Source organism: Ectothiorhodosinus mongolicus (assembly GCF_022406875.1).
GTDB classification, from domain to species: Bacteria; Pseudomonadota; Gammaproteobacteria; order Ectothiorhodospirales; family Ectothiorhodospiraceae; genus Ectothiorhodospira; species Ectothiorhodospira mongolica.
The window spans coordinates 405407-431844 of record NZ_CP023018.1 but is presented as its reverse complement, the minus strand read 5'-3'; the positions used below and the strand labels follow the sequence as shown (position 1 = coordinate 431844).

Here is a 26438-nt window from a genome sequence, read left to right as displayed (position 1 = left end):
AACGGGTAACAGGAATCACTGATGTTTTCTGATTGGCCATTGCTGTCCCTGGTAGTTTGGACCCCCATTGTTGGTGGTCTGCTGGTGCTGTTTATCGGGGACCGCATGCCGGAAATCGCCCGGCGCTTGGCTTTGGGCGCAGCCGTGCTCACCTTCCTGTTCAGTATTCCTTTGTTCACCGGTTTTGAGCGTGGCACGGCGGCCATGCAGTTCCAAGAGTTTCTGCCGTGGATTAGCGCCTTGAATATCAATTACCACCTCGGGGTGGATGGCATCTCTATGCCCTTGATTTTGTTGACGACATTCACCTCGGTGTTGGTGATCATCGCCGCCTGGGAAGTGATTCAGCATCGTGTTGCCCAATATATGGCGGCCTTCTTGATTCTTGAGGGGCTGATGAACGGGGTGTTCGCCGCGCTGGATGCCATTTTGTTTTACGTTTTTTTCGAGGCGATGCTCATTCCCATGTTCTTGGTAATTGGTATCTGGGGCGGGCCTAACCGGGTTTATGCAACGCTGAAGTTTTTTCTCTACACCTTTTTTGGTTCGGTGTTCCTGCTGATCGCACTGATTTATCTGTTCCTGCAAACGGGCAGCTTCGCCATCCTCGACTTCCATACCCTGCCCATTGGCATGACGGCGCAGATATTGATTTTCTTGGCGATGTTCATGGCTTTCGCAGTAAAAATCCCCATGTTCCCCGTCCATACGTGGTTGCCGGATGCGCATGTCGAGGCGCCCACCGGAGGATCGGTGATTCTGGCGGCGATCATGCTGAAGATTGGCGGCTATGGCTTTTTGCGCTTTTCACTGCCGATTGCGCCCGATGCGGCTCAGGCGCTGGACTGGATGATGATCACCCTGTCACTGATCGCTGTGGTGTATGTGGGGCTGGTGGCGTTGATGCAAAAAGATATGAAAAAGCTGATTGCCTATTCATCTATCGCCCATATGGGTTTTGTCACCTTAGGCTTTTTCATTGCCTTTATGGTATTCACCAACACCGGGCAATGGCAGGGCGCAGCGCTAGGGATCAGCGGAGGCATGGTGCAAATGATCTCGCATGGTTTGATTTCAGCCGCCATGTTCCTGTGCGTGGGCGTTTTGTATGACCGCATGCACAGCCGTGAGATTGCCGATTATGGCGGGGTGGCGAATACCATGCCTTGGTTTGCCGCGTTTTTTGTATTGTTTGCTATGGCCAATACCGGGCTACCGGGCACTTCGGGCTTTGTTGGCGAGTTCATGGTGATTATCGCCAGCTTCCACGCTAATTTCTGGATCGCGCTGCTCGCGGCCACCACCTTGATACTGGCGGCGGCGTACACTTTATGGCTGGTGAAACGGGTCATTTATGGAGAAGTGGCGAATGACAATGTCGCCAAGCTGCAAGATTTGAATCGTCGCGAGTTCTGGTTACTGGGCGTGCTGGCTTTTGCTGTGCTGCTGTTGGGTGTCTACCCGGCGCCGCTTTTGGAAGTCCTGGATGCCAGCGTCGATAATCTGGTGCAGCATATTGCCCAATCTAAGCTGTGAGACTAAGCGGACCTCATGATGAATTTTGAGATACCCAATTTCGTCCCCATCATTCCGGAGATGTTCCTGCTGGCGATGGCGCTGGGCATTTTGGTGTTGGATTTATTTTTACCGCAATCACGCCGCGGCGTGACTTATGCCCTATCGCAGTTTGCCTTGCTGGGTACTTTGTTATTGGTGGTAGTGCTGGCATCGGATCAAGTCAGGCTGAGTTTTTCCAATAGTTTTGTCGCTGATCCCATGGCGGATTTGCTTAAGGGCGCAGTACTGATTATCTCGGTCGCCGTGTTCAGTTACTCACGCAGCTATTTGTCGGTGCGTGATCTTTATAAAGGCGAATTCTTTGTACTCGGCTTGCTGGGTATTTTGGGGATGATGATTATGATCTCCGCACACAGCATGTTGACCCTGTATTTGGGTCTGGAGCTGTTATCCCTCAGTCTTTATGCCCTGGTCGCATTTAACCGCGATTCTTCGGTCTCGTCGGAATCGGCAATGAAGTATTTCGTTCTCGGCTCAATCGCCTCGGGCATGTTGCTCTATGGCATGTCGTTGGTTTACGGGGTGACCGGTAGTTTGGATATCCAAGAAGTCGCACTGGGGGTAAGTACCGCCATTTTGGGCGGCGAGTTGGATATCGCGCTGGTTTTTGCGCTGGCCTTTGTGGTGGTGGGTTTGGGCTTCAAGATGGGCGCCGTGCCCTTTCACATGTGGTTGCCGGACGTGTATCACGGCGCCGCCACGCCCGTGACCTTATTTATTAGCGCCGCTCCAAAAATTGCCGGCTTCGCCATTGTCATGCGCCTCTTGGTCGATGGGCTGGGCCCCTTGCATGCGGATTGGCAGGGGATGCTGCTCATCCTGGCGGTGTTGTCACTGGCCTTGGGTAACGTCGTGGCCATTGCGCAAACCAATATCAAGCGGATGTTCGCCTATTCGACCATCGCTCATGTGGGCTTCATCGTCATGGCGATTATGGCCGGTACCGAGCCGGGGTATGCTGCGGCGATTTTCTATGTGATTGTCTATGCCATGATGGCAGCGGGCGGCTTCGGTATGATCCTATTGTTGTCGCGTCAGGGATTTGAGGCCGATAACATCGAGGACTTCAAAGGCTTGGGTGAGCGCAGTCCTTGGTTCGCATTCATCATGTTGCTGTTGATGTTCTCCATGGCCGGTATTCCACCAACGGTGGGCTTTTACGCCAAGTTAGCCGTACTTCAAGCGGTTGTTGATGTCGGTCTGGTTTGGTTGGCTGTATTCGCTGTGCTGATGTCGGTGATTGGCGCTTTCTATTATCTGCGGGTGGTGAAATATTTGTATTTTGATAAGCCAAGCGATGATGCGCCCATTGTTCGCGAAGCAGATATGGGTGCTGTATTGTCCATCAATGGCTTGGCTATGCTGGCTTTGGGTATTTTCCCGGGTATTTTGATGTCGCTGGCGGTAGCCGTTCGATAATCGGCCCAAAGTTGACTTGAAAAAAGCGATCAGACCCCGTATAGTCGCGCTTCTCAGTTGCGGGGTGGAGCAGTCTGGCAGCTCGTCGGGCTCATAACCCGAAGGTCGCAGGTTCGAATCCTGCCCCCGCTACCAGGTACCTTGCAAAAAGGCCCCGTTGGGGCCTTTTTGTTAGCCGGTTGGATGTTTACAGGGCCCTGGGGGCCCTTTTTTGTTGGTTTTTTTTGGAATAACAGGTGCGTCAAGATTCTGCAAAAATTCAAGGGTTGATTGCTCCAGTGATTCAAGCCATGGGCTTTGATCTTTGGGGGCTTGAATACCAGTTGCACGGCAACAGTGCCCTGCTGCGCGTGTTCATTGATGCCGATGCCGGCGTCACCCTGGATGACTGCGCGGCGGTGAGCGACCAGGTGAGCGGTGTTTTGGATGTCGAAGATCCGATACCCGTGGCTTATCGCTTGGAGGTTTCTTCGCCGGGTGTCAATCGGCCATTGTTTGAAGCGGGCCACTATGCTCGCTATCAGGGAGAAAAAATCAAATTGCGCACCCAGTGGCCGGTTGAGGGGCGACGGAATTTTTCCGGCGTCATCCAAAAAGCCGACCCCGATGTCGTGGAATTATTGGTGGACGATGAGCTGATTCAGGTACCGTTGCAAGCGGTGGCTAGAGCACGTTTATTGGGCGAATTGGAGGTCCGCAAATCGCGGTCCTGATGGAGACAGTGGAATGAGTAAAGAAATCCTCATGGTTGTGGATGTGGTGTCCAACGAAAAAGGCGTGACCAAAGACGTCATTTTCGAAGCCATTGAATCTGCATTGGCTTCTGCCACGCGCCGTAAACATGGCGGCGATATGGATGTGCGCGTCAGTATTCACCGCGAGACTGGTGAGTATGAAGCGTTTCGCCGCTGGCTGGTGATGGACGATGAAGATCCCGAGTTTGAGACCCCTGAACGACAAATCCTCTATAGCTACGCCATTCAGAATCACCCCGATATTCAAATTGGCGACTATATCGAAGAGCCCATTGAAGCCGAGGGTTTTGGACGTATTGCTGCGCAAACAGCCAAGCAAGTGATTGTCCAGAAAGTGCGCGAAGCCGAGCGTGCCAAGGTGGTTGAAGAATACGAAGGGCGCATTGGTCAGTTGTTGATGGGTACCGTGAAACGCGCTGAACGCAGTGGCGTTTATCTGGACCTGGGTAATAACGCCGAAGCTTTTATCCCCCGTGAAGAAATGGTTGCCCGCGAATCCGTTCGCCCCAATGACCGCTTACGAGGCTACCTGCGTGAGGTGCGGCCCGAAGCTCGTGGGCCTCAGTTATTTGTGACGCGTACCGCTCCTGAGTTCTTGATTGAGCTATTCAAGCTTGAGGTTCCGGAAGTGGGGCAGGGGCTGATTGATATTTTGGCCGCGGCTCGCGATCCGGGCATGCGCGCGAAAATTGCGGTGCGCTCCAACGATCCGCGTCTGGACCCCGTTGGTGCTTGCGTCGGTATGCGGGGCTCGCGGGTACAGTCGGTGTCTAACGAATTGGCTGGTGAGCGCATCGATATTATTCTTTGGGATGACAACCCGGCACAATTCGTGATTAATGCGATGTCGCCCGCGGAGGTGCTCTCCATCGTTGTCGACGAAGAAAGTCGCAGCATGGATATCGCCGTAAGCGAAGAGAAACTCTCTCAAGCCATCGGCCGTGGTGGTCAAAATGTGCGCTTAGCTTCGCAGCTCACGGGTTGGGAGCTGAACGTGATGAGTCAAGAGCAGGCTGTTGAGAAAAGTGAGCAGGAAGCTGCGGAACTTCAGCAAATGTTCATGGATAGCCTGGATGTGGATGAGGAAGTCGCCGTCATCTTGGTTCAGGAAGGTTTCTCGAGTATCGATGAAGTGGCTTATGTGCCCGCCGCCGAGATTGTGAACATCGAGGAATTCGATGAGGACATCGTTGAAGAGCTGCGCGCCCGCGCGCGCGACGCGCTGTTGGCCCGCGCGATTGCCACCGGAGAGGGTGGTGATGGTAAGCCCGCCGCAGACTTATTGTCGATGCAGGGTATGGATGAAGCACTGGCCAATCAGTTGGCCACCTGTGGTATCTGCACGATGGAGGATCTGGCTGAGCAGGCTGTGGATGATCTGGTGGAACAGGTTTCCTTGGATCCCGAGCGAGCCGCGAGTTTGATTATGGAGGCGCGTGCGCCATGGTTTGCAGAAGAGACCAAGGAAAGCTAGGGCAGGATCCTGCAGTCCATTGGATCAGGCCCATAAGCGGCGTGTAGCGTCAAAAGATCGGAGGTAAGAAGCTATGACAGAAGTCACAGTCAGACAGTTGTCAGAAACAGTAGGAACCCCTGTGGAGCGATTGCTGGAGCAACTCGCTGAGGCAGGCATTCCTGTTGCTGATGCCGATCAAATGGTCACCGAAGAGCAAAAGCTGCAATTGCTCGATCATCTGCGCAAGTCGCAGGGGGCTAATAATGCGGGTTCATCAGGACGCCGTATTACGTTGAAACGCCGCAGCACTACCGAACTCAAGGTCTCGGGGGCTCAGGGTCGCGCTAAAACCGTCAGCGTTGAAGTGCGAAAGCGACGCACTTATGTGAAGTCGGAAGAGGCCAGTGAGGCGCAAGAGCCGGCTGTGGAGGCTGAGGCAATACCAAGCGCTCCTGTGAAGCCAGAGCCCAGCCCCGAAGTGCCAGCCGTTGAGGCATCGCAGCCCGAGGCTGTGGAACCGGCCGCGCCGGAAGAACAACCTAGCGCCGAGTCAGAGGGCTTGGATCTGGAAGCAGCACAAAAAGCTGCTGAAGCTGAAGTGCACTCCATGATGATCGCGCAGGCTGAGGAAGAGGCGCGTCGTGAGGCAGACCGGCAGTCGCAGGAAGCTGAGGAAGAAGCCGCGCGTTTGGCGGCAGAGGCCGCGCAAAAACAGGTGGCGCCAGCGGTTCCTGAGGCGCTTACTCCGCCGCCAGCCCCGGCTGAGCCGGGACGTGGTAAGCGGCGAAAAGGGAAAGACAGTAAAGAGGATTCAGGACGCTCGCGTCGTGAAGAGTTGCACGTGGCCAGTGACAAGCGCGGCCGTCGTGGCAAGGGTAAGATGGCGCGCTTTGCTAGCCCAAGCATGCCCAGTAAACATGGGTTTGAGCGGCCCACAGCACCGGTGGTTCGCGAGGTGAAAATCCCTGAGACGCTGACGGTTGGTGAGCTGGCTCAGAAAATGGCCATCAAAGCTCCTGAGGTGATTAAGGTATTAATGGGTTTGGGCGTGATGGCCACCATTAACCAATCCATCGATCAGGACACAGCCACGCTGGTGGTGGAAGAGATGGGGCATGTGGCTCTACCGATGGAAGCCACCGAGGTGGAAGAAGAGCTAATCATCGAACAAGAGGAGCAGGGTGAACTCCTGTCCAGACCCCCGGTGGTGACTGTGATGGGTCATGTTGACCATGGCAAAACCTCGCTGTTGGATCGTATCCGTCGCGCCCGAGTGGCCTCTGGCGAGGCCGGTGGAATTACCCAGCATATCGGTGCTTACCACGTGCCCTTCAAAGGCCACAGCGGCATCACTTTCCTAGATACCCCCGGGCATGCGGCGTTTACCGCAATGCGTGCGCGTGGTGCAAAAGTGACCGATATCGTGATTCTGGTGGTAGCAGCCGATGACGGCGTGATGCCGCAAACCCTTGAGGCCGTGCAGCACGCTCAAGCAGGTGAAGTACCCATGGTGGTGGCGGTCAATAAGATCGATAAGCCCGAAGCCGATGCCGATCGCGTCAAAAACGAGTTGTCTCAGCACAATGTCATTCCCGAAGATTGGGGTGGTGATACTCAGTTTGTGCATGTCTCAGCGATGTCCGGTGAAGGCATCGAAACGTTGTTGGAATCTGTGCAGTTACAAGCTGAGCTGATGGAACTGAAAGCGGCAAGCGAAGGCAATGCACGCGGTGTGGTGATCGAATCCAAGCTGGATAAAGGCCGTGGTCCGGTTGCGACCGTGTTGGTCCAAAGCGGCACCTTGAATCGGGGTGACGTGCTGCTCAGTGGACAGGAATTTGGGCGCGTGCGCGCGATGTTTGATGAAACCGGCAAGTCGGTGAAATCTGCAGGACCCTCTATGCCCGTGGAAGTGCTGGGTTTGTCCGGTGTGCCCAATGCCGGCGATGATGTGATGGTACTGGCTGATGAGCGCAAGGCACGTGAAGTGGCATTGTTCCGGCAGGGCAAGTTCCGCGAGACCAAGCTGGCCACGCAACAAGCCGCTAAGTTGGAAAACCTGTTCACTCAGATGCAGGATGGTGCGGCTTCCACCGTCAATATCTTGTTGAAGACCGATGTGCAGGGCTCGGCAGAAGCCTTGCGTGACGCCCTGGAAAAACTGTCTACCGATGAAGTGAAGGTGAAGATCATTTCTACCGGGGTGGGCGGAATCACCGAGTCAGATGTCAATCTGGCATTGGCCTCCACAGCCATCATCATTGGCTTTAACGTACGTGCCGACAGCGGTGCCCGCAAAGCAGCTGCCGATCAAGAGGTCGACCTGCGCTACTACAGTGTCATTTACGAGGCCATTGACGATGTGAAACAAGCGCTTTCTGGCTTGTTGTCACCGGAGATGCGCGAGGAAATCATCGGTCTGGCGCAAGTGCGCGATGTGTTTAAGTCCTCGCAATTCGGTGCGGTGGCTGGCTGTTTGGTGATTGAAGGTAGCGTCAAACGTGGCAACCCGATTCGTGTATTGCGCGACAATGTGGTGATCTACGAGGGCGAGCTGGAGTCACTGCGGCGCTTTAAGGATGACGTCAATGAAGTGAAACCCGGTACCGAGTGCGGTATCGCGGTTAAGAACTACAATGACGTCAAGCCCGGCGACCAAATTGAGGTTTATCACCGCATTGAGGTGGCACGTTCCCTTTAAGGGGCTGAGCGGATGGCCAGAGAATTCTCCCGAGCCCAACGAGTTGGTGATCAAATTCAGCGTGAATTGGCTGAGTTAATACGCGAGCAGCTCAAAGATCCGCGCGTTGGCATGGTGACGCTGGCGGGCGTCGATGTGAGCCGTGATTTGGCGCATGCACGTGTATATTTCACAGTGCTGGGGGATCAAAGCGTGATTGACTCCAGTGTCGAGGGTCTGCGCCGCGCCGCTGGTTTTTTGCGGCGCGAGCTGGGTCGGCGCATGCGGCTGCGTATGGTGCCAGAACTACATTTCCACTACGACGACACCCAAGAGCGCGGTGCGCGTCTATCTGCTTTGATCGATCAGGCACTGGCAGAAGACAAGAAATCGCAATGAGTAAACCCAAAATTCAGCGTCGTGATGTGCACGGCCTGATTCTGCTCGATAAGCCGCGGGGCCTCAGTTCCAACCAAGCTCTGCAACGGGTGAAATATTTGTTGCGCGCCCGCAAAGCCGGCCACACCGGCAGTTTGGATCCCTTGGCCACCGGACTGTTACCGCTGTGTTTTGGCGAGGCCACCAAGGTCAGCGGTCTGCTGCTGGAGGCGAACAAACATTACCAAACCACCTGTCGCTTGGGCGAGATCACGCGCACCGCAGATGCCGAGGGTGAAGTGATTGAGCGTCATCCCATTCCGACTTTAGATGAGGCGTTGATTGAGCGCGTATTGGCGCAGTTTCGGGGACCGATTGATCAGGTGCCACCCATGTACTCAGCGCTCAAACATGAGGGGCAGAGACTGTATCGGCTGGCGCGTCAGGGGACGGAGGTGGAACGTCAGCCGCGTCAGGTCACTATTCACGAACTCACACTAACGGGCTTTGATGATCAAAGCCTGAGTCTGGAAGTGCGCTGCAGTAAGGGCACCTATATTCGCACTTTGGTGGAAGATATTGGCAAGGCTTTGGGCTGCGGTGCTCATGTGAGCGCCCTGCGGCGGCTCGGGCTGGGGCCTTTTGAGCAGCCATTGATGTGCACCATGACCGAGTTGGAACGGTGTGCGGAAGCGGGTGAGGCAGCCCTCGATGTGTATTTACAACCCATGGATTTAGCCTTGCAGGACTTGCCAGAAGTGCACCTGGATGCGGACAGTACACATTACCTTACCCAGGGGCAGGCGGTTTTTGTGCCAGGCCTGTTACAAAGCGGTCTCATCCGCCTCTATGGACCTAAAGAGGAGTTCCTTGGTGTGGGCCATCAGTTAGATGATGGTCGGCTGGCTCCTAAACGGCTGATGCGGGTGATGCATTAGCCTATTCAGACTATTAACACCGCGTTTCGCATGCTAGAATCGCGGGCCATTTAAAGATTGCTTGGAATTCGGAGTTCAAACGCATGTCCCTCAACAGTGAAGTCAAAGCAGAAATCGTCGAAAAGTATCGCCGTGACGGTTCTGATACCGGTTCCCCCGAGGTGCAGGTAGCCCTGTTGTCTGCCCGTATTCAACACTTGATGGGGCATTTTTCCGAACACAAAAAAGACCACCATTCGCGTCGTGGTCTTCTGAAGATGGTTAACCAGCGCCGCAAGCTGCTGGATTACCTCAAGCGCAAAGATCAACAGCGCTACCAGGATCTGGTTGCCAGCTTAGGTCTGCGCCGCTAAGCCTCGGGAAAATCGTCTTACCGTTCATGTCACAACAGGATTAATCGTGCCTAAATTCAGTAAAACCTTTCAATATGGGCAACACACTGTCAGCTTAGAAACCGGGGAAGTCGCCCGCCAAGCCAGCGCTGCTGTCATGGTCGATGTGGCTGGAACCGTGGTTCTGGTTACCGCCACGGGCCGCAAAGAAGCGGTACCCGGTCGGGACTTCTTCCCACTGACCGTTAATTATCAAGAACGTACTTATGCCGCCGGTCGAATTCCCGGCGGTTTTTTTAGGCGTGAAGGACGTCCTACCGAAAAAGAAACGCTGACCTCGCGTTTGATTGATCGTCCGTTGCGTCCGCTTTTCCCCAAAGGCTTCACCAACGAAGTCCAGGTGGTGGCCACGGTGATGTCATTGAACCCCGAAGTTGATCCGGACATTCCTGCTTTATTGGGTGCCTCTGCCGCTGTCGCTCTCTCTGGACTGCCGTTTAGTGGCCCTATTGGTGCGGCCCGAGTTGGTTACCTTGATGGGGGCTATCTGCTGAACCCCGATCTTTCTGTACTCAAGGATTCTGAATTGGACTTGGTCGTCGCCGGCACCTCTAATGCCGTGATCATGGTCGAGTCCGAGGCCGCGATGCTGAGCGAAGAAGTGATGCTGGGCGCTGTGATGTATGGTCATGAGCAGATGCAGGTTGCCATTAATGCCATTAATGAATTGGTGGCCGAAGCCGGTAAACCCGCTTGGAATTGGCAGGCTCCTGAGCAGGACTTGGCGCTGCGTGAGCGCATCGAAGCCGCTTGCAAAGCCGATTTGGTTAAGGCCTATCAAGTCGTTGAAAAACAAGAGCGTACTGCGCAAATCAATGCCTTGCGCGACCAGATCAAGGCGCAGATCGCCACTGGTGATGAAGGCGCGCCGGACGCTGAAACCGTCAAAGAAATTTTCCACAGTATTGAGAAACGCGTGGTTCGCGAGCGTGTGCTGTCGGGTGAGCGTCGTATCGATGGTCGTGATACCCGCACCGTGCGTCCGATTGCCGCCAGTGTGGGTATATTGCCGCGCACCCATGGCTCTGCCTTATTCACGCGTGGTGAGACTCAGGCCATTGTGGTGGCGACTTTGGGGACGGATCGCGATTCGCAGATTATCGATGCCATCGAAGGTGAGCGTCGCGAGCGTTTCATGCTGCACTACAACTTCCCGCCTTATTGCACCGGTGAGACCGGCATGGTGGGTTCACCCAAGCGTCGTGAAATCGGCCATGGCCGGTTAGCCAAGCGTGGTGTTCAGGGTGTGATGCCTGATGAAGGCGATTTTCCCTATGTGCTACGTGTGGTGTCTGAGATCACCGAATCCAACGGTTCTAGCTCCATGGCCTCTGTGTGTGGCACGAGTATGGCCCTGATGGATGCAGGTGTGCCGTTGAAATCCCCAGTGGCGGGTATCGCCATGGGTTTGATTAAGGATGGTGATCAGTTCGCGGTACTGACTGATATTCTTGGCGATGAAGATCACTTGGGTGATATGGACTTTAAAGTGGCCGGTACTGAAACCGGAATCACCGCCCTGCAGATGGACATCAAAATCGACGGCATCACCCAGGAAATCATGCAGCAGGCCCTGTCTCAAGCACGTGACGGCCGTTTGCATATTCTCGGTGAGATGGCCAAAGCCATCACAACGCCGCGCAGCGAGATGTCAGCCTATGCACCGCGTTTCATCACCATCCGCATCAATCCGGAGAAGATCCGCGATGTGATTGGCAAGGGTGGGGCAACGATCCGCGCGCTGACCGAAGAAACCGGTGCGACCATTGATATTGATGACAGTGGCACCATCAAAATTGCCTCTGTGGATAAAGAAGCTGGGGAAGAAGCGCGGCGCCGCATCGAGGAAATCACTGCTGATGTGGAAGTCGGACGGATCTATGATGGCCGCGTTGCCAAAATCATGGATTTTGGTGCGTTCGTGACGATTCTCCCGGGCCGCGATGGTTTGGTACACATCTCGCAGATTTCCGAAGAGCGTGTTGAGAGCGTGTCAGACAAGCTCAGCGAAGGTGAGACCGTGCGCGTCAAGGTCCTGGAAGTGGATAAGCAGGGCCGTATCCGCTTGAGTATTAAGGCGGTGGCCGAGGCCGAGTAACTCGCCTCATCGAAAGACAAAAAAGGCGGCCATGGCCGCCTTTTTCTATGGGCTTAAGGCTAGGGTTGTAAGAGCGTCTCCACTGCCTGTTTAAAGCGTGCTGATTCTGGCGAGGTCATGCTGGAATAAGCACCCACAACCCGACCCTCGCGATCCACTAAGTACTTATAGAAGTTCCAGCGCGGTGCATGCGACTGTCGCGCCAATTCTTGAAAGATGGGATGGGCACCGTTGCCGCGCACGGGTATCGGAGCAAACATGTCAAAGCTCACCCCGAAATTCTCAAAACAAACACGGGCGGTTTCTTCCTCACTGCCGGATTCCTGGCGGAAGTCATGGGAGGGAAAACCCACCACCTTTAGGCCTTGATCTTTGTATGCCTGATGCACGGCTTCCAGGCCATTGAATTGGCCGGTAAAGCCGCAGTGACTCGCGGTGTTGACGATCAACAAAGGCTGTCCTGCATAACGCTCTTGGAGATTCACCACCTCGGGCGAATGCAGCCGTCGCATCTCATGGGCGAATAGGGCCTCTAAATTGGGGGCAGCAACAACGCTACTCGACCAGAATGCGGCCAGCAACGGATAAATGATGTAGGGCTTGGGCATGGCATGCTCCGGGAAATGACTGATTTGAATACTTGGATACAGCTTCCCGTATTCAGTTCCCTATGGCAAGAATGTTCTCCAGCCGCTTGAACTGTGCCGCATCAACCAGTAAAACAAGGGGCTTGTTGCCCAGCCGTTGACCTTCATGGATTTAGAATCAATAAAACACGCCTACCGGCGCTACGCGCGCTATTACGATCGTCTGTTTGGCCCGATTTTTTCGAGTGGCCGGCGGATGGCTGTGCAGCGAGCGAACCATGAACGGGGACAAAGGGTTCTCGAGGTGGGTGTGGGCACGGGCCTATCCTTACCAGAATACCGTGAGGGGACATTTGTGGTGGGTGTGGATATCAGCCGCGACATGCTGGCGATCGCCCGGCAACGAATACAGCAGGCCGATGCGCATTCTCCGCGGGCGCTATTGGAGATGGACGCTCAGCGTCTAGCGTTCGCCGATAGTAGCTTTGATAGTGTGGTGGCTATGTATGTGGCCTCTGTGGTGCCCGAGCCAGAGCGTTTGATGCGGGAGATGCAACGAGTGTGCCGCCCCGGTGGTACGATCATCATCATCAATCATTTCGCTTCCCAGCATTGGCTGCTGCAGCGTCTTGAGCAAGCTTTGCGCCCGTTGTCGCGTTATCTGGGCTTTCGTCCTGACATGGCTTTGGATGACCTACCTAAACTGCCGGGGCTCGAGCGGGTGGAAGTCTGCAAGGCAAACCTTTTCGGTTATTGGAAATTGGTGCATTATCGTAATGGTGCGGTGCCACAAGAAGGTGCCGAATTCGAGCGATGGGTCACCGCTGATGAGCATTGACTGGAAAAGCTACGATGCCAATGGTTTCTATGATGAGCTGATTACGGCGCGGGGAAAGCCCCGGCCTGCCGGGTCTGTCTTGGCGAAATATCTGGGATCGCTATCCGACCAAGAAATTAACGAACGCAAGTTGGCCGCCGAACACGCCATCATAGAGATGGGTATCAGTTTCACGGTCTATACCGAGGGCGGTAATATCGACCGCGCTTGGCCTTTTGACATTATCCCGCGAATCATCGCTCGATCGGAATGGGACCCAGTCGATCGCGGTCTGCGCCAGCGCCTCACTGCGTTAAATCTGTTCATTGATGATATCTACAATGAGCAGCGCATTGTGCGCGACAAAGTCTTTCCTGCCGAAGTTCTGGCGCAATCGAAAAATTTCCGTGAACAATGCCGCGATTTTCATCCCGTCCACGGCGTCTGGGCGCATATTTGCGGGTCGGATTTGGTGCGTGACGCGGATGGGCGTATCTACGTGTTAGAAGATAATCTGCGCGTTCCCTCGGGCGTGTCTTACATGCTGGAAAATCGCCAAGTGACAAAGCGAGTCTTCCCAGAGCTATTTGAAAACTACCGTATTCAACCGGTCGATGAGTATCCAGCCCAACTGTTTGACATGCTGGCGAGCCTATCCCCGCGGCCCTTGGATTATCCTGAAGTCGTGGTGCTTACCCCTGGAATCTACAACTCAGCTTATTTCGAACATGCCTATCTAGCGCAAGGCATGGGTGCGGAGTTGGTGGAGGGGTCTGATTTATTGGTGGCTGATGATGACTGCGTGTATATGCGCACCATTGAGGGGCTAGAGCGTGTCGATGTGATTTATCGACGCATTGATGATTGGTTTATGGATCCCGAAGCCTTCGATCCCGATTCATTATTGGGCGTTCCCGGGCTGATGCGTGCTTGGCGTGCGGGCAATGTGGCATTGGTGAACGCGCCGGGTGCGGGCGTGGCCGATGACAAGGTCGTTTATGCCTATGTGCCGGAGATGATTCGTTACTACTTGGATGAAGAACCCATTATTGACAATGTGCCGACGTATTTGTGTATGGATCCCAAGCAATGCGAGTATGTGCTGGCCAATCTTGATCAGCTGGTGGTCAAGCCAGCCAACGAGTCTGGTGGTTATGGAATGATTGTGGGACCACATGCCACCAAGGCGCAGCGTCGCGAATTTGCAGAGCTCATTCGTCGCGATCCGCGAAACTATATCGCCCAGCCCACTTTGAAGATTTCCACGGCACCGACCTTATGTGATGGTCATGTTGAGCCCAGACATCTGGATTTGCGGCCTTTTGTGCTGCAAGGCGTGCGCACCAATGTGACCGCGGGTGGTTTGACCCGTGTGGCCTTGAATAAGGGCTCGCTGGTGGTTAATTCCAGTCAAGGTGGTGGCAGTAAGGACACCTGGATCGTTGATCTGGGTAGTGGGGGCTGAGCATGCTGTCACGGGTTGCTGAGAGGCTATACTGGTTGGCGCGCTATCTAGAGCGTGCTGAGGGTACGGCGCGCATGGTGACGGCTTATAACCATTTGGCCTTGGATATGCCGGTGGCCGATCGCCTGGCTTGGGCCGGTTTGGTATCGATTACCGGCAGTGAGGATTTGTTCGAAGCGCGCTTTTCGGGATATACCGAAGCCAAAGTGATTAAGTTCTTACTGGGTGACAAAGACAATCCTGGCTCGATTATGAATTCTTTGTCTCATGCCCGAGAAAACGTCCGCACCACTCGAGATCTATTGCCCAGTGAAGTGTGGGAGGCGGTAAATGAGTTGCATCTTTTTGCGCGTTCTAACTTGGACTCGGGGTGGACCAAGCGGGGGCGCTATCACTACCTCTCACAAATACGCAGCCGCTGTCAGCAGATAACGGGTATGCTGGCAGGCACCATGAGTCATGACCATGCTTATCATTTTATCCGCTTAGGCCGTAACTTGGAGCGCGCTGATATGACTTCGCGTTTGTTGGATGTCGCCGCGGTCAGCTTGCTGCAGGAGGACGAAGACAAAGACGCCGACGGCGCTGGCTTTGAAGGCTTGTTGTGGGTGAATATTCTTAAGTCCCTAAGCGCTTCACAAATGTATCGTCAACATGTCCGACGCGGGGTAAACGCCTCGGACGTACTGCATTTTTTATTCCATGATAAGGCGTTCCCACGCGCTATGGCGCATGCCTTGGGTGAGGTGGAATCCAGTCTGGCGCAATTGCCGCGTAATGATGTGCCGCTGCGCATGGCTATCGAGATCAAGCGTCATGCGCTGCAGTCTGATATCGAACGCTTATTAGAGCCCAAGACCTTGCATGCTTTTATCGATGAGATGCAGCAGGAGATGGCGGAGCTGCATTCGCTGATTTCAGAGACCTGGTTTAGTCTCGATCGGGCCGCCTGAGCCGCCCCTGCGGTATTTGTTTATGGCCAATCCTCTCCTTTTTGCACCCTATACGCCGCCTCCAGGTCATTTCGATGAAATCGGTTTGGCCGTGGGCGGACATCCGCATTGGCAAAACCTGATCGCTAGCCTGCAAGGACTTGGCGTCGAAGGCTTGCGAGCGCGGCATCAGGTATTACAGGACCTGCTGCATGAGGGTGGGGTCACCTATAACGTTTATTCAGATCCACGCGGAACAGAGCGGGCATGGCCATTGGATACCGTGCCGATGCTCCTGGACAGCCATGAGTGGGCGAATATTGAGCTCGGATTGACACAGCGCGCCGAGTTATTCAACGCCCTACTGATCGATTTGTATGGCCCACAAAGGACCTTGCATGACGGGATTTTGCCGGCTGAGTTGGTCTTTGGTTATTCCGGTTTTTTGCGGCCATGTATGGGCAGCCTGCCCGTTATGCCTCAGGTACTGACTCTCTATGCTGCTGATTTAGTGCGCGGTGCAGACGGCAAGCTGCAGGTGCTGGCAGATCGCACGCAAGCGCCCTCGGGCGCCGGCTATGCCTTAGAAAATCGTCTGCAGTTATCGCGCGCCGTGCCCAGTTTGTTTCGTGATGCGCAGGCGCATCGGCTGACTCGATATTTTCAAGCAATGCGCCAAGCACTGATGTCATTGGCACCCGAACAGGAAGAGCGCGTACCGCGCATGGTATTACTCAGTCCAGGACCGCTGAACGAGGCTTGGTTTGAGCATGTCTTTTTGGCCCGATATTTGGGGCTGACGGTGGTTCAAGGTCAAGATCTGGTGGTCTCTCAGGGGCGGGTATGGCTGAAATCCCTCAGTGGCCCTGAGCCGGTCGATGTCATTTTGCGGCGTGTGGATGATGCTTTTTGTGATCCTCTGGCTTTACGCCAGGACTCGTGGCTGGGTGTGGCTGGGTTGCTGGAAGCAGCGCGTCAGGGACGGGTGGCCATCGCCAATCCGCTGGGGACAGGTGTGCTGGAATGCCCTGGTATTCGCGCTTATATGCCGCAGTTGAGTGAATATTTGCTGGGTAGACCGCTGCGTCTGCCGACCGTGCCTACGCGCTGGTGCGGTGATCCACAAGCGCTGACTGAAGTGCTGGCGGATCTATCAGCCTGGGTGATTCGCAGCCTACACCCGCAACGGGGTCGTACCCCATTGTTTCCGGCGCGATTGTCCGCAGATGAGCGCGATGACTTGGTGCGCCGGATGCGAGCGCGACCGGGCGACTATGTGGCACAGCAGGCGGTGGATTTGTCGGTGATTCCAGCCGTGAGCCAATCTGGTCAGCTTGAGCCGCGGCGCATGAGCTTGCGCAGCTTTGTCTGTGCGCGTGACGGAAGTTACCAAGTGATGCCCGGAGGCCTAACCCGCGTTGCGCATGCACCGGATGCCTATATGGTCTCAAACCAGCTCGGTGGTGTGAGTAAAGATACCTGGGTATTGTCCAGTGAGCCGGAACCTCCCGAAGCCGCTGCGCCGGGTTTGCCCTTGCCTGCGGGCCTAGGGATGCCACACTCGTTACCGGCGCGGGTGGCAGAAAGCCTGTTTTGGATGGGGCGCTATGCTGAGCGTACTGAGGGTGGGATTCGCATGATGCGGCTAGTCTTGCGTCGGCGTCGGCTGGCCCAGGAATCCGGCGATGCTGATGAGGCTTTATTGCTGGTATCACTGCTGCCTTTGATGACGCAATTAACGGCCACGTTCCCTGGATTTGCGGATGCCAACCAGCCTCCGCATGATGTTTCTGCGGAGCTGGTTGATGTGATTGCCAATCCAGAGCGCACCGGTAGTATCAGCTTTAATCTCAATGCTTTGCTCAAGGCTGGCTATGCTTTGCGCGACCGAGTCTCAGGGGATAGCTGGCGGGTTGTTTCGGCGCTGCGCGAGCGTGCTCGGGAGCTGCAGCGTATTCAGTCTTCCGATCCCGAGGCGCTGGCTCCGCTGTTGGATGAGGTGATCACCCATTTGCTGGCCTTATCCGGTATCGCCCAAGAAAGCATTGCGCGCAATTTGGGCTGGGCATTTTTAGAGGCGGGTCGTCGTGTTGAACGAGCGGTCTTACTGATGACTTTGTTGCGTCATGCTTTTGGTCGCGCAGCGCCGAGTCATTTGGCCGAGCGGGGGGTGGAACCGGTCCTGGCATTTGCGGAAAGTCTGCCACTGTTTCGTACCGCTCAGGCCAATGGTTCTGACGCCAGTCGGGCGCTGCAGCTGTTATTGCGCGATGAGTCCAATCCACGTGGTCTGCCTTTTCAATTGCGGGCATTACAAGTCGCAGTAATGGCTTTACCGGCCGATTTTGCGGAATCACAGGCCAGTCTTTTACAGCGCCTGAAGGTCATTCAGGACAGTACGGCAGAGCCTAGTGGGGTGTGGCAGAAGCGCTTCCAGGACCCCTCTGTTTTGGATGATTGGCTCATGACCCAGAGCCAAGAATTAGATCGTATGGCGATCCAGCTCTCAGAGGTCTATTTTGCTTTCCCACGCACCCGACACCTGCTCATGGAAGATAGCCCGGAGTGGGGCTCATGAAATATCGCGTTAGGCACATGACCCGCTACGCTTACAGTGGCAGTGTCAGCCTGTCTCATAATGAGCTCGTGCTGTTGCCCCGCTCGACCCCGGATCAGTACGTTCTGGATACTCAGGTCATTGTCGATCCAGCGCCGCCGCGCCGCTATGAACGCAATGACTTTTTTGGTAATCGGCTGATCAACTTTAGCTTGGATAAACCCCATGATGCCCTGCAAATCACGGCGGAAAGCATTATTGAATTGGCTCAGCAGCCGCGCTTGACGGCAGCGGACTTGGCGGGTCCGGGTTGGGAGCAGGAGCGTGATGCGATCGCTGCTGGCGTGTCAGGTTTAGTGGTGACTGATCGACAATTTGTATTGGAGTCAATGCATGTGCCTTTGCTGCCGGTTGTGGCTGAATATGCCGGCCCCAGCTTTATTCCGGGTCGATCTTTGTACGACGCTTGCGTGGATTTGACGCGGCGTATTCATGAAGATTTTCGCTATGCGCCGGGAGAAACCCATATACACAGTAGTCTGAGTGAGGTACTGCACAAGCGCGTTGGCGTTTGCCAAGACTTTGCGCATTTAGCGATTGCTTGTGTGCGTAGTCAGGGTTTACTTGCGCGCTACGTGAGTGGTTATGTGGAGACGGAACCACCGCCCGGGCAGCTGAAACTGCAAGGTGTAGATGCATCGCATGCGTGGTTTGCCGTGTATTTTCCGGGAACGGGATGGGTGGATTTTGATCCCACTAATAATCTGATACCCATGTATCGCCATGTCACGCTGGCTTGGGGTCGAGATTATGGCGATGTCACGCCGGTCAAAGGGGTGTTATTTGGCGGCGGCGATTGTCATGAGTTGGAAGTGGCTGTTGATGTGCTGCCTATGGACAGTCCAGAAACGGTTTGATCAGCATATCCCCCGGTATGGTACTAAGGCCCTAACGTGCGTCAACCCTCATAAAAAAGGCCCGCTAAAGCGGGCCTTCGGATATCACTATCCTAACTGATGCTTAGCCGCGAGCAACCCAAGCGGTGCACCAGCCATTGGCAGATACCAGCTTGCCGGGGAATACAGCACAGGGACCCCATTCGGTCTGACTGGGATCGTTGTACAGCAGGCAGTTGGCGCAGTTCTGAGCCGGATTGGCTGTGTTGTGCACATACTGCAGCGCCTGAGCGGCAGGATCGCTTTCATCCAGACGATCACCATGACCGCCGGCGGCAGCAGTGGTGGTCCAGCCCAGACCAGCGACCGGCACAGCTACCAGACCAGCAGCGCCAGCTTTCAGAAATTTTCTGCGGCTTACATCTTGTTCTTTCATTGTCATCCTCTCCTAGTTGAACTTAGAACGAGTCCACACCAAAGACCCTACGCTTAGTATCCACAATCCGAGCCTGCTCGGCTAGTGTTTGTGGTCTAAAAAAACGGGGTACGACCCCTCACGGGGTCGTACCCCGTTTTTTGTGGTACTTACCGCCCATCAGCCAGATCTTCAGGGCCCACCAGTGAATGCCACCGATGATCTTAAAGCCGAGCAAGGGTAGGCGAAAGCTTAAACGTGCCAGTTGGCTATCGCACAAGGGGCGTTGATTCCCAGTTTGGCTAGCGACCAGCATAATCTCATCCTTTTGGGATTCACGAATTAAGACACTCAGGCGCTCCGAAGGTTCCGCCAAACGGAAGTCATAATGGGCGTCCATATCGATAAAAGGTGACACATAAAAGCGTTTGTCCTCGCCGGCCACCACCGGCCAGTGCAGGGGTTTACCGTCATTGTGCAGGGTATAGTGATGGCAATCTCCTAATGTGTTGCGAACCTCACAAATAATGGCGCGCAAGCTGCCGTCCTGATGATGGCAATACCAAAGACTTAAGGGGTTGAATGTGTAGCCCAGCACGCGGGGAAAGCACAGCAAAAACACGCGACCGCCCTCAAGGTCGATGCCTTGCTCACCGAGATAGGCATCGATCCAGGTCCGCCACGGCGTGCCATCGCGCGGTCCATGGTCCTTGGTATAAAGACTCAGCAAATTAAAGCGATTGAACGAGAGTAGCTTCAGGCGTTGAGTCAACTCCGGAATTCGGTCGATATCCACCAGCAGGCTGAACACGCGATAGACAAACTGGTACTGCACCGGGAAGACGCGGCGGTGCATGACTTGGCTTTGATACAGCCAACCGTCATTGATATCCAGAATGCTCACGTCGCCTGGGCTCCTTTTAATACGCCCAGTTCGACCGGTGGTGCCATCACAGGGCTGGCTTCTTGTGACCAGGGCGGGCTTACCTCTAGGCCGCGGGCTACCGCCAATGCGGATTTAAGGCCATCCTCATGAAAGCCATAGCCGGTCCAAGCACCACAAAACCAAAGGCGATTTTTGCCTTGAATCAGAGACAATTTCTGCTGTGCATCCATCGCCCGTTGATCAAACACCGGATGGCGATAACTGATTTCGCGAATAACGGTCTCTGCCCTTGGATCTTGAAGCGGATTTAGGCTGACAAAGTAGTCTTTGCTTTGCGCTAAGGATTGCAAACTGTTCATCCAGTAGGTCACGGATACAGCCGATGCGGGTTGACTCTCCTGACTTTGACTCGCCAGGTAATTCCATGAAGCCCAGACGCGGCGAAGCTTAGGCATTAACGTCGCATCGGTGTGCAAAATGGCACGGTTGGGCTGAAAACTCACCGCGCCCAATATACTGCGCTCCAGGTCTGAAGGCGCCTCGAGCATCTGCAAAGATTGATCGGCATGGCAGCCCAAGACGGCTTGATCAAAATGCGCCTCATCACCTGACTCGGTGCGCACTACCACCCCTTCATTCTCGCGGCGCACTTGTACCACGGGGCTGTTGATGTGCGCGCGCTCAGGAAGCGCTTTGAGCATTTGCCGGACATATTCACGACTGCCGCCTTTGACGGTATGCCACTGTGGTCTTCCAGTTAGATCCAAGAGTCCATGGTTGGTGAAGAACCGCAAGAACGACCCCAAGGGAAAATCCAACATGCGATGCGTGGGGCAGGACCAAATAGCCGCCGCCATCGGCAACAAATAATCATCGCGAAACCCAGCGCCATAACCTTCTTTGAGCAAATGCCCGCCCAAGGTGATGCTGGGCACAATATCCAAACCCACCAAGCGTTTGCCTTCGCGGTTAAAGCGCAAAATATCGCGCAGCATCCGCAGAAAGCGCGGTCTTAATAGGTTCCGCCGCTGTCCAAATAAGGTATTTAAGTCAGAGCCAGCGTATTCAAGTTGCCCTTGATTAATCGACGCCGAGAAGGACATATCAGTGGGCTGTGAAGCCACACCCAAATGTGCAAACAAGGCCTTAAGATTGGGATAGTTGCGGTGATTAAACACCATGAAGCCGGTATCCACGCCGATGGGGCCCTGATCACCATCCACCTCAACGGTGTTGGTATGTCCGCCGATATAGTCATTTTTTTCAAATAAGGTGACATCGTATTTCTGGGCCAGCAGCCACGCACTGGCCAGACCCGAAATTCCCCCACCAATCACGGCAATACGCTTAGACGACATGGATAGCTCTCAATAAGGACACAAGTTTCATGATGCCACAGGCGGCTGTTTAATCGCTGAAAAGGCTTGCAGCGCTGATTGGCGAGTTTCTCCAAGATCCAGTATCGGATGCGGATAGGTTCGTCCTAAATTAATTTTGGCTGCGGCCAATACCTCAGCCGGAGCTTCCCAGGGTTTTTGGAGATAATTATCAGGCAGGCCGGCAATTTCCGGCACCCATTGGCGCACATATTTGCCTTGGGGATCGAAACGCTCACCCTGCAAAACGGGATTAAAAATACGGAAGTAGGGCGCCGCGTCAGCACCGCAGCCAGCGGTCCATTGCCATCCCTGCGTGTTGTTCGCCAGATCGGCATCCACCAAGGTATCCCAAAACCAGCGCGCGCCCTCCAACCAATGAATTTGCAGGTTTTTGCTCAACAGCGAAGCGACCACCATACGCACGCGATTATGCATCCAGCCCGTGTGCCACAACTCGCGCATGGCCGCATCGACGATCGGTATCCCCGTTTGTCCTTTTTGCCAAGCGCGCAGCTGTTCGGGATCGGTCTTGGGCCAAGGGAATCGCTCAAACCGCGTATCTAAGGGACTCTCGGGTGTCTGCGGGAAGTGATACAGCAGGTGATAAGAAAATTCGCGCCAGCCAATCTCACTGAGAAAATGCAGCAAATGCCTATCTTCACCCGGATAGCGTCCCTCCGCGACCGCGCGCATACAGGCGCTATGGACCTGCAGGGGGCTGATCTCCCCAAAATGCAGATGCGGCGATAGCTTGGAGGTGCCAGCCAAATCAGGGCGATTGCGATCTTCCTTATAGGCATGCATGGCGCCGTCGATGAAGCTTTCCAAAGCCTCATGCGCGCCCTGTTCACCAACCTGCCAAGAACTCGCCAAACCGGTGTCCCAGTCAAGCGTGGGCAGCAGCCCCAAAGCCGCTAGCGGTATGCTGGTCAGCTCAGGATCTACCGCGGGTAGTGTCTCTGGTGTAGGCAGGGGTAAGCGGTGCACACCCTGAGCGCAGCAGGTTTTCCAAAACGGTGTGAATACTTTGCAGGGCTGTCCGGCTTTATTGGTAATCTCCCAGGGTTCAAACAGTAGGGCGCTATTAAAACTTTGTACCTCTATGCTTTGATCCCGCAGCTGCTGCTTGATCTGTTGGTCCCGCTTGATGACTGCGGGTTCATATAGCCGATTCCAATACAGCTGAGTTGCCCCGGTTTCAGCCAACAAGCTTTCTAGGCATTCTGGGGTGCTGCCCGAACGGATGATAAGGCGGCTGCCTAAGCGCTGTAGATCGTTTGATAGAGCGCCTAAACTATGATGTAGCCACCATAAGCTGGCCGCCCCGGGTTCCCAGGGTGCTTCTTCATGTGGGGCATGGATGTACACCGGAATAACCGTTTCAGCGACGCTTAAAGCATGCTGCAAAGCGGGGTTATCGGCCAAGCGCAAATCGCGGCGCAGCCAAACAAGGGCAGTCGAGGAAGAGGACATGGAGCGATTGTATCGATTGGCTGAGTTTTCTGTATAGTCCGACTCATTGACCTAGGCAGAGGTTCATTTTGTGATGCAGGCACATGCAGGCAAGACCCCAGGGCTGGTTTGGCTGGTCGGTGCCAGTACCGGCATTGGCCGCGCATTGGCGATTGAGCTGGCGCGTCAAGGCTGGCAAGTGGCGGTGAGCTCCCGGCGTGCTGAGACGCTGCAGGAGCTGGTCGCTGAGCAGTCGGGTATCCATGCTTTCCCGGGTGATGTCACTGACGTCCAGGGTATGCAAGCCTTAGCCGAACAAATTGAGACAGGCCTAGGGCCTATCGAGATGGCAATTTTCAATCAAGGCGATTACGAGCCGATGGGTGTGGATGCCTTCGATGTGGCTTTGTTTCGGCGCATTATGGAGATCAATTACATGGGCGTGGTTCATGGTTTGGCGGCGGTGCTGCCGCGCATGCGTGAACGTCGGCGCGGGCGGATTTTCGTCACGGCCAGCTTGGCGGGATACCGCGGCTTGCCCAATGCCGCGCCTTACGGCGCCTCCAAGGCGGCCGTGATTAATATGCTGGAGTCATTGCGCCCTGAGTTGCAGGCTGAAGGTATTGCTTTAAGAGTGATCAATCCCGGCTTTGTTAAAACCCCCATGACCGCCAAAAACACCTTCGAAATGCCTTTTTTGATTGAGACGGATGCAGCGGTAAAAGCCATTATGAAAGAGCTGGATGGCAGCCATTTTGAAATCGCTTTTCCCAAATCGTTTGCTTGGATAATGAAAACCTTGCGCGTGCTGCCCGACTGGCTATTTTTTCGCCTTACGGCTCGGATGCTGGGTCGATGACCAAAGATGTTGTCAACGCAGCCGAGCGCTACGGCGTTTTTTTCGCAGGTCTAAAGCCTGAAGATTTGCATCAGTTAGCGGATTTTTTTGCCGAGGATGCGCGTTTTAAAGATCCGTTTAATGACGTTCGCGGCATCACCGCTGTTCGCCAAGTCTTTGAGCACATGTTCGCGCATTGTCCGGCGCCGCGCTTCACGGTGCATGAGATCATCGTTCAGGGGCGCACGGCCTATTTTCATTGGCAATTTGTGGATCGAGGGCCCGGTGATCGCGGGGGTCTTGGCCTTAATGTCGATGGGGTGAGCCGCGTTCTATTTGATGCCAAGGGCAAGGTCACAGAGCACATCGATTATTGGGATGCGGCTGAGCATTTGTATGCACGCCTGCCGGTGATCAGTTGGCTATTGGCGCGCATTCGAGCGCGCATCAGCGCCGCTTAGTCTCTAGAAACTCAGGGCCTCGCGTACTATCTCATCCAGCAAGGCATCCACCGCGGCCAAGGCTTGTTGCGCCTCCGTGCTACCCAGCAGCGGCGGGCGACGATAGCCGATGTGAATCACGCCCGGCTCGGCATGCGTTTCATACACGGCCACCACATAGGGACAAAAGACGATGTGGTGTATCGCTGCTTGCATCATGTCCCGAGATAATTGCGCACTACAAAACTCCAAGGCTTCCCCATGCAGATAAAGCGGCTCACCCCCAACATCTGCTGCCGTCCGCTCCAGCATAGGCGCGATATAGGCGACGTTATTAATGACGATGCCGCGATCAATAATCGCCATCTCCAAGGTTTCGCGGTAGAGCGCAAAATCTCCCTCAACGCTATAAACCCGCATGTGTTCATTGTCGGTATGCGGCGAAACGGCACCCGCTAAGGGCATGGTGAAAGCCATCAGCAAGGCCAGTAAGGCGTATCCTAGGCATTTCATCGCTGCTTTCCTCCCATCAGTTGCGTAATCGCCTCTAGGTCCAAAGGCTGCTGCGAATCGATTATTAAAATGGGTTCATCGGCCTGAAACGGCGTAGCGTTTTGTAGCTGTTTTTCCAGCACGCGAAGATCGGCATCAGAGGCATCATGACCCTCAGCCTGGCGCTTCTCAATGCGCGCGCGCAAAGTCTCGACACTGGCCTGACACTCCAAGATCCCAAAGCCATAGGCTTTGCCTTGGGCCAGCTGAAAAAAGCGCTGCCGATCGGCAAAGCGCGAGAAGGTGGCATCCACAATCACATCAAAGCCAGCATCCAGCACCGAGTCAGTGAGCTGCTCTAGCTGAGCGTAGGTGCGCGCATTTTGCGACTCTGAATAAAGCCCAGTGCCCGGTTCGCTGGCGGCGGATTGTTCCGCTGGGACCCCTGCTAGGCGTTTGCGTTCTGTATCGGAACGCAGGCGAATCAGCCCCAGCTCTTGCAGTAATTGTTGGCTGATGTGGGTTTTGCCGCTGCCAGAGAGGCCGTGCATGATCAGCAGGGCGGGCTGGCGGGGCTCAGTAAACCGCTCGGCTAGATCCAGATAGGCGTACACCTGGCCTTCTAAGGTCGCACGGGTTTGCGGGTCAAGATCATCTTGAGACAGGCGGATGCCGGTGACCTTGGCTCGCACCATGGCACGGTAGACTTGATAAAAATTCAACAAGACTAAGCCTTGATAGTCGCCGCTGCGACTCAACCAAGCATTTAATACACGCCAGGCATGCTGTGGCATGCCGCGTGCCTGCAAATCCATGGTCAAAAAGCCCATCTCGCTGATGACATCAATCCAGCGCATATCGGCATTGAACTCGATACCGTCAAAAGGCACGGGCTGGCCAGCAATTAGGGCGATATTGCCTAAATGCAAATCCCCATGACATTCCCGCACAAAACCCGCCGCCTGCCGCGCTGCCAGCACGGGTTCAAGTTCAGCGTACGTGGCTTCAGTCCAAACACGCAGACGCTCTAGCTGCTCGAGACGTTGCGGATCTCTGAGTAGAGGCGCAGTTTGCGTGAAGTTATCCCGCATCGGCTGCATCACTTGTGTCGGGTGGCCATGGGGTAGCTCAGGGTGGCTTTTGGCGGCGGTCTCATGAAACGCTGCCATGCCATCGGCAATGGCATCCATCAGAGCTAAATCTATGCCGCTCGCCGCCTGCAATCGATCCAAGGTCTGTTGGGTATCAAAGCGGCGCATGCGCACGGCATATTCAAAGGCCTCGCCCGAACCATTAAATTGTGGTGCATTGGGACTGCCGGTGATGGCGATGACGTCTAAATAGATATCTGGTGCCAGTCGGCTATTTAAGCGCAGCTCTTCGTCACAACAGGTTTTGCGCTGTTCTAAAGTGGTGAAGTCCAAAAATCCCAGATTCAAAGGTTTTTTGATTTTGTAGGCGAAATCACCCGCCAAAAGTACGGTGGAGATATGGGTCTCAACTTTTTCCACCGATGCGACGGGATGCGGATAACAATCGGGGTTATGTAAAGCGGTAATCAGGGTTTGATGAGCGTGCACGATAATCT

The 26438-nt window shown here is 54.8% G+C and carries 23 protein-coding genes and 1 tRNA gene; 17 read left to right on the top strand and 7 right to left on the bottom strand.

The annotated features are described in order from the left end of the window. The first annotated feature begins 21 nt into the window (after positions 1-21). The 10 genes from CKX93_RS01640 (at position 22) to pnp (ending at position 11694) form a co-directional block, all read left to right on the top strand. Positions 22-1536, top strand: a complete 1515-nt coding sequence (locus CKX93_RS01640; protein ID WP_076754648.1) for an NADH-quinone oxidoreductase subunit M — start codon at positions 22-24, stop codon at positions 1534-1536. Positions 1537-1554: 18 nt separating this feature from the next. Then, positions 1555-2997: an NADH-quinone oxidoreductase subunit NuoN gene (nuoN, locus tag CKX93_RS01635; protein WP_076754647.1), complete on the top strand. Its 1443-nt coding sequence runs from the start codon at positions 1555-1557 to the stop codon at positions 2995-2997. A 58-nt stretch (positions 2998-3055) separates the two neighbouring features. After that, positions 3056-3132: transfer RNA gene (locus CKX93_RS01630), tRNA-Met, on the top strand. A gap of 101 nt (positions 3133-3233) precedes the next feature. Next, positions 3234-3710: a ribosome maturation factor RimP gene (gene rimP / locus CKX93_RS01625; protein WP_076754645.1), complete on the top strand. Its 477-nt coding sequence runs from the start codon at positions 3234-3236 to the stop codon at positions 3708-3710. 13 nt (positions 3711-3723) lie between these two features. After that, a complete protein-coding gene (nusA, locus tag CKX93_RS01620) occupies positions 3724-5226 on the top strand; it encodes a transcription termination factor NusA (protein ID WP_076754643.1) in 1503 nt (500 codons plus the stop codon). A gap of 73 nt (positions 5227-5299) precedes the next feature. Then, complete coding sequence (infB, locus tag CKX93_RS01615; RefSeq protein WP_076754641.1) at positions 5300-7909, top strand: translation initiation factor IF-2; 2610 nt, start codon at positions 5300-5302, stop codon at positions 7907-7909. A 12-nt stretch (positions 7910-7921) separates the two neighbouring features. Continuing rightward, positions 7922-8287: a 30S ribosome-binding factor RbfA gene (gene rbfA / locus CKX93_RS01610; RefSeq protein WP_076754640.1), complete on the top strand. Its 366-nt coding sequence runs from the start codon at positions 7922-7924 to the stop codon at positions 8285-8287. Then, entirely contained in the window at positions 8284-9204 is a 921-nt protein-coding gene (truB, locus tag CKX93_RS01605) for a tRNA pseudouridine(55) synthase TruB (protein ID WP_076754638.1), read from the top strand. Before rbfA ends, truB begins: the two co-directional genes overlap by 4 nt. 83 nt (positions 9205-9287) lie before the next feature. Beyond that, positions 9288-9557 carry a 30S ribosomal protein S15 gene (rpsO, locus tag CKX93_RS01600; RefSeq protein WP_076754636.1) on the top strand — a complete coding sequence of 90 codons (270 nt, stop codon included), beginning with the start codon at positions 9288-9290 and terminating at the stop codon, positions 9555-9557. 46 nt (positions 9558-9603) lie between these two features. Further along, positions 9604-11694 carry a polyribonucleotide nucleotidyltransferase gene (pnp, locus tag CKX93_RS01595; protein WP_076754634.1) on the top strand — a complete coding sequence of 697 codons (2091 nt, stop codon included), beginning with the start codon at positions 9604-9606 and terminating at the stop codon, positions 11692-11694. A gap of 59 nt (positions 11695-11753) precedes the next feature. Here pnp and CKX93_RS01590 read toward each other — a convergent pair whose 3' ends face one another. Further along, positions 11754-12302 carry a glutathione peroxidase gene (locus tag CKX93_RS01590; RefSeq protein ID WP_084178596.1) on the bottom strand — a complete coding sequence of 183 codons (549 nt, stop codon included), beginning with the start codon at positions 12300-12302 and terminating at the stop codon, positions 11754-11756. A gap of 145 nt (positions 12303-12447) precedes the next feature. On the opposite strand from CKX93_RS01590, the gene CKX93_RS01585 reads away from it, so the two are divergent. The 5 genes from CKX93_RS01585 to CKX93_RS01565 are packed head-to-tail and all read left to right on the top strand — an operon-like array spanning position 12448 to position 18969. Beyond that, positions 12448-13119 carry a class I SAM-dependent methyltransferase gene (locus CKX93_RS01585; protein ID WP_076754632.1) on the top strand — a complete coding sequence of 224 codons (672 nt, stop codon included), beginning with the start codon at positions 12448-12450 and terminating at the stop codon, positions 13117-13119. Further along, entirely contained in the window at positions 13109-14563 is a 1455-nt protein-coding gene (locus CKX93_RS01580) for a circularly permuted type 2 ATP-grasp protein (protein WP_076754630.1), read from the top strand. Before CKX93_RS01585 ends, CKX93_RS01580 begins: the two co-directional genes overlap by 11 nt. 2 nt (positions 14564-14565) lie before the next feature. Next, on the top strand, positions 14566-15516 hold the full coding sequence (locus tag CKX93_RS01575; protein ID WP_076754628.1) for an alpha-E domain-containing protein: 951 nt from the start codon (positions 14566-14568) through the stop codon (positions 15514-15516). 22 nt (positions 15517-15538) lie between these two features. Beyond that, complete coding sequence (locus tag CKX93_RS01570; RefSeq protein WP_076754626.1) at positions 15539-18073, top strand: circularly permuted type 2 ATP-grasp protein; 2535 nt, start codon at positions 15539-15541, stop codon at positions 18071-18073. Further along, on the top strand, positions 18070-18969 hold the full coding sequence (locus CKX93_RS01565) for a transglutaminase family protein (RefSeq protein WP_076754624.1): 900 nt from the start codon (positions 18070-18072) through the stop codon (positions 18967-18969). Before CKX93_RS01570 ends, CKX93_RS01565 begins: the two co-directional genes overlap by 4 nt. Before the next feature lie 103 nt (positions 18970-19072). Here the strand turns inward: CKX93_RS01565 and CKX93_RS01560 are convergent, their stop codons facing one another. From CKX93_RS01560 to CKX93_RS01545, 4 genes are all read right to left on the bottom strand, one after another. After that, on the bottom strand, positions 19073-19384 hold the full coding sequence (locus CKX93_RS01560) for a high-potential iron-sulfur protein (protein ID WP_338065989.1): 312 nt from the start codon (positions 19382-19384) through the stop codon (positions 19073-19075). A gap of 118 nt (positions 19385-19502) precedes the next feature. Continuing rightward, the gene (locus tag CKX93_RS01555; RefSeq protein ID WP_268753135.1) at positions 19503-20267 is read right to left on the bottom strand and encodes a DUF1365 domain-containing protein; all 765 of its coding nucleotides are present in this window, start codon (positions 20265-20267) and stop codon (positions 19503-19505) included. Then, complete coding sequence (locus CKX93_RS01550; RefSeq protein WP_076754620.1) at positions 20264-21607, bottom strand: NAD(P)/FAD-dependent oxidoreductase; 1344 nt, start codon at positions 21605-21607, stop codon at positions 20264-20266. The genes CKX93_RS01555 and CKX93_RS01550 overlap by 4 nt, the downstream gene beginning before the upstream one ends. A gap of 27 nt (positions 21608-21634) precedes the next feature. Next, positions 21635-23101 carry a cryptochrome/photolyase family protein gene (locus tag CKX93_RS01545; RefSeq protein ID WP_076754618.1) on the bottom strand — a complete coding sequence of 489 codons (1467 nt, stop codon included), beginning with the start codon at positions 23099-23101 and terminating at the stop codon, positions 21635-21637. A gap of 73 nt (positions 23102-23174) precedes the next feature. On the opposite strand from CKX93_RS01545, the gene CKX93_RS01540 reads away from it, so the two are divergent. Next, positions 23175-23939 (top strand): SDR family NAD(P)-dependent oxidoreductase, encoded by a 765-nt coding sequence (locus tag CKX93_RS01540; protein WP_076754616.1) that lies wholly within the window; start codon positions 23175-23177, stop codon positions 23937-23939. Further along, a complete protein-coding gene (locus tag CKX93_RS01535; protein WP_076754615.1) occupies positions 23936-24379 on the top strand; it encodes a nuclear transport factor 2 family protein in 444 nt (147 codons plus the stop codon). The genes CKX93_RS01540 and CKX93_RS01535 overlap by 4 nt, the downstream gene beginning before the upstream one ends. Before the next feature lie 3 nt (positions 24380-24382). Here CKX93_RS01535 and CKX93_RS01530 read toward each other — a convergent pair whose 3' ends face one another. Together CKX93_RS01530 and CKX93_RS01525 are read right to left on the bottom strand one after the other, a co-directional pair. Next, positions 24383-24871 (bottom strand): DUF302 domain-containing protein, encoded by a 489-nt coding sequence (locus tag CKX93_RS01530; RefSeq protein ID WP_076754613.1) that lies wholly within the window; start codon positions 24869-24871, stop codon positions 24383-24385. Next, positions 24868-26430, bottom strand: a complete 1563-nt coding sequence (locus tag CKX93_RS01525) for a bifunctional aminoglycoside phosphotransferase/ATP-binding protein (RefSeq protein WP_076754611.1) — start codon at positions 26428-26430, stop codon at positions 24868-24870. The genes CKX93_RS01530 and CKX93_RS01525 overlap by 4 nt, the downstream gene beginning before the upstream one ends. Positions 26431-26438 lie beyond the last annotated feature (8 nt).

Bases quoted from the DNA above. Each gene is read 5' to 3' on its own strand.
- CKX93_RS01640 (WP_076754648.1), top strand. From the start codon at position 22: ATGTTTTCTGATTGGCCATTGCTGTCCCTGGTAGTTTGGACCCCCATT.
- nuoN (WP_076754647.1), top strand. From the start codon at position 1,555: ATGAATTTTGAGATACCCAATTTCGTCCCCATCATTCCGGAGATGTTC.
- nusA (WP_076754643.1), top strand. From the start codon at position 3,724: ATGAGTAAAGAAATCCTCATGGTTGTGGATGTGGTGTCCAACGAAAAA.
- infB (WP_076754641.1), top strand. From the start codon at position 5,300: ATGACAGAAGTCACAGTCAGACAGTTGTCAGAAACAGTAGGAACCCCT.
- rbfA (WP_076754640.1), top strand. From the start codon at position 7,922: ATGGCCAGAGAATTCTCCCGAGCCCAACGAGTTGGTGATCAAATTCAG.
- truB (WP_076754638.1), top strand. From the start codon at position 8,284: ATGAGTAAACCCAAAATTCAGCGTCGTGATGTGCACGGCCTGATTCTG.
- rpsO (WP_076754636.1), top strand. From the start codon at position 9,288: ATGTCCCTCAACAGTGAAGTCAAAGCAGAAATCGTCGAAAAGTATCGC.
- CKX93_RS01590 (WP_084178596.1), bottom strand. From the start codon at position 12,302: ATGCCCAAGCCCTACATCATTTATCCGTTGCTGGCCGCATTCTGGTCG.
- CKX93_RS01585 (WP_076754632.1), top strand. From the start codon at position 12,448: ATGGATTTAGAATCAATAAAACACGCCTACCGGCGCTACGCGCGCTAT.
- CKX93_RS01580 (WP_076754630.1), top strand. From the start codon at position 13,109: ATGAGCATTGACTGGAAAAGCTACGATGCCAATGGTTTCTATGATGAG.
- CKX93_RS01575 (WP_076754628.1), top strand. From the start codon at position 14,566: ATGCTGTCACGGGTTGCTGAGAGGCTATACTGGTTGGCGCGCTATCTA.
- CKX93_RS01570 (WP_076754626.1), top strand. From the start codon at position 15,539: ATGGCCAATCCTCTCCTTTTTGCACCCTATACGCCGCCTCCAGGTCAT.
- CKX93_RS01565 (WP_076754624.1), top strand. From the start codon at position 18,070: ATGAAATATCGCGTTAGGCACATGACCCGCTACGCTTACAGTGGCAGT.
- CKX93_RS01560 (WP_338065989.1), bottom strand. From the start codon at position 19,384: ATGAAAGAACAAGATGTAAGCCGCAGAAAATTTCTGAAAGCTGGCGCT.
- CKX93_RS01550 (WP_076754620.1), bottom strand. From the start codon at position 21,607: ATGTCGTCTAAGCGTATTGCCGTGATTGGTGGGGGAATTTCGGGTCTG.
- CKX93_RS01545 (WP_076754618.1), bottom strand. From the start codon at position 23,101: ATGTCCTCTTCCTCGACTGCCCTTGTTTGGCTGCGCCGCGATTTGCGC.
- CKX93_RS01540 (WP_076754616.1), top strand. From the start codon at position 23,175: ATGCAGGCACATGCAGGCAAGACCCCAGGGCTGGTTTGGCTGGTCGGT.
- CKX93_RS01535 (WP_076754615.1), top strand. From the start codon at position 23,936: ATGACCAAAGATGTTGTCAACGCAGCCGAGCGCTACGGCGTTTTTTTC.
- CKX93_RS01530 (WP_076754613.1), bottom strand. From the start codon at position 24,871: ATGAAATGCCTAGGATACGCCTTACTGGCCTTGCTGATGGCTTTCACC.